At 73.7% G+C, this 2,192-nt stretch carries 2 protein-coding genes; both read right to left on the bottom strand.

The features are described 5' to 3' along the window. Positions 1-1,112, bottom strand: a 1,112-nt coding sequence (locus tag ABZ260_RS50265; RefSeq protein ID WP_355632844.1) for a hypothetical protein, incomplete at its 3' end; no start/stop codon positions are given. Positions 1,113-1,173: 61 nt separating this feature from the next. Next, on the bottom strand, positions 1,174-2,192 hold a 1,019-nt coding region (locus ABZ260_RS50260; RefSeq protein ID WP_355632841.1), incomplete at its 5' end, for a hypothetical protein.

The raw sequence follows: 2,192 nt of genomic DNA, 5'->3' as shown, positions 1-2,192 counted from the left end.
CGGCGACGTAGGCCAGCGCGGCCAGCAGCCGTCCCGGCGAAGGCCTCACCGGTCAGCCGGTACTCGGCCATGAGCAGCGGGTCGTCGTGGGCCCGCTGCACGTCGTAGCTCGCCCGTGCCCGCTCCAGCCCCGCCAGCCTCGCGGCGGCGCTCACCGCTCCGTCCCTGCGGGCCTGCGGTGGGCTCCCCTCGGCGATCCGCTCGACGAACCGGGTGAACGACCCGCGGTCGATCTCCCAGCGGTCCTTCACCCGCGAGCCCTCCGGCAGCGACCGCAGCAGGTCGACGGCCCGCCACATCAGCCGCCAGGTGGGGTCGAGCTGGGTGCGCAGCGCCTGGCTGACCCGGTCGACGGCACGGTCGGTCGGTGCCTCCTCGTAGGCGCGGATCGCGGGAGCGAGCACCTCGTTGTCGAAGCCCGGGTCGGTGTTGGGACCCGCCGGCGGCCAGAGCAGCGGGTCCTCGGCCTCCTCGGCCGCCCGGTGCCCGGACATTCCCGGCGGCGGGTCGATCCATCCCAGCAGCGCCGCCAGGTTGGCGTCCTCCAGGCTGCTCTGCCCGGTCGCCCAGTGCAGGCTCAGTGCCTCGGTCGCCGCGAGCAGCACCGAGGAGCCCGGCTGCTGGGACCGGTCGGCGAAGTAGGTCAGCCACCGGCCGAGCAGCGGCACCGACGGGTGCACCGGGTAGGGGCCCTCGGCCCTGCGGAACCTGGTGGAACGGCCGAGCAGCCCGGTGAACGAGGCGGCGGACCGGTTCGGCACGAGGATCTGCGGCGCGTCCAGGCACCGCTCGTACGGCTCGCCGCCCTTGCGCTCGACCGTCTCGGTGCTTTTCTCGAACCCTTCGATGTAGGGCAGCAGCACCTCGGCCAGCCCGGCGGCGAAGGCGAACCGCAGGTCCCGGTTGCGGGGCTGGGGGACGACGAGCAGCCGGGGGTGACCCGGGTCGGTGCCCACCATGGCGGCCAGCGGCGCGGCGGCCTCGCCCGCGAGCTTGAGCGGGATGAGCACCAGCGGCTGGGCGGAGATGTGGCAGTGCCTGACCGTGGTGACCCGCTGCGCGACACCGTCCCTGACGGCCCGCAGTCGCGCCAGCGCCGTCAGCGCGCTCACCTGTCGTCCGCTCTCGCCGCGGTGACCTCCGGCGCGGCCGGCCCGGTGGCCTCGACGATCCTCACCGCAGCGACTCCTCGCGCAGCCGGTCCGCCAGCCGGAGCAGGCGGGCGATCTCCTCCTGGCCCTCGGCCACCTCGCGGGTGCCCTCGGCCAGGCCGAGCGCTTCGTGCATGCCGGAGACGCCGCCCAGCTGGTCGCGGATCTGACGCCCGAGCAGGTCGGTGGATCCGCAGGCGCGGGCCTCGTGACGGCAGAACATGCACATGTCGCAGGTGGACAGGCAGTCGGGCGCGTAGCGGGCGGGTACCTGGAGCAGCGCCTGGGTCAGCTCGTCCGCCGAGCGGGTCGGCACCCCGTCCTCGCCGGGGGCCAGGTCGAAGGTGAGGTCGTCCGGCAGGCCCTCCAGCAGGTACTCGACCCTGGTCATCCTGGTGAGCTGGCGGCCCAGCACCGACAGTTGCCTGCGCACGTCGACCAGCGCCGCGGTCGGGCGGTTGGCGAAGTTCTCCGGGCAGACGAGCACCACGTCGTGGGAGACGCGCTCCGGGTCGTGTCCGAGGTCGGCCATGAGCGTGCGCAACGCCAGGACGTAGACCGCCGCCTGCCGTGCCGCCGCCGCGACCTTGTCAGGCTCGGCCTGGCCGTCGATCATGCCGAACGACTTGATCTCCACGATGTGGAAGCGCCCGCCGACCTGGAAGGCCACCACGTCCGGTTCGAGGTAGGAGGTGTGCCCGGCGATCTCCAGGCTGAACAGCGGGTGGTCGTAGAACACCGCGGTCCCGTCGTCCTCGCGCGCCGCGCGGTCGATCAGCGCCCGGGTGTGCGAGTGGCGCAGGTGGGAGCCGACGCTCTCCACGTCCCGGTAGCCGACCTGGGCGACGGACAGGCCGAGCAGTTCGCGCAGCAGCCGCAGCAGCTCGGCGCAGCCGTTCTCCTTGACCAGCGACTCGAAGACGTTCCCGCGGGTGATCGCGAACTGGGACTGGCCGAACGGGGCGGGGAAACCGACGTGCCGGGCCGTGCGGTCCTTGTCCACGCCCGCGGCGTCCATCACCGCCCGGCGCGCGCAGCCGG

This window comes from Streptosporangium sp. NPDC006013 (assembly GCF_040614275.1).
Lineage (GTDB): Bacteria > Actinomycetota > Actinomycetes > Streptosporangiales > Streptosporangiaceae > Streptosporangium.
Note: the sequence above shows the minus strand (reverse complement) of the source record. Positions and strands in the feature narration are given on the sequence as shown.